Below are 317 nucleotides of genomic sequence, written 5' to 3'. Positions count from 1 at the left end.
ACTTACAAAGACCATTTCAGTAAATATTCTTGACGGATTTCTAGATTTATACTTTACCTCATTATCTAGAGACGGGGGAGTAAGGCACCCTCTTATTAGTGCAATTAGTATTAGTGGTATTATAGTTTCACAACCAAATTTAGCTCCAATAGTAACTGCGGGAGAGGACCAAACAATAGAATTACCAGAAACAAGTACCGTAATTTATGGTACCGCTACTGATTCAGAGGGGAATCAATTAACTAATTATTTATGGACTCAAGAAGAAGGGCCAAATACAGTTGTGATGTCAGGAGAAACCACTTCAGTATTAAATG

The 317-nt window shown here is 36.3% G+C and carries 1 protein-coding gene; it reads left to right on the top strand.

What is annotated here, in order from left to right:
• A partial coding sequence (locus FBT53_RS16060) for a hypothetical protein (RefSeq protein WP_205729022.1) occupies positions 1-317 on the top strand: 317 nt, incomplete at both ends.

Origin of the sequence: Flavobacterium sp. ASW18X (assembly GCF_005144745.1) — a bacterium.
GTDB lineage: Bacteria > Bacteroidota > Bacteroidia > Flavobacteriales > Flavobacteriaceae > Croceivirga.
The sequence above is the reverse complement of the archived record's forward strand: the minus strand, read 5'-3'. Positions and strand labels throughout refer to the sequence as shown.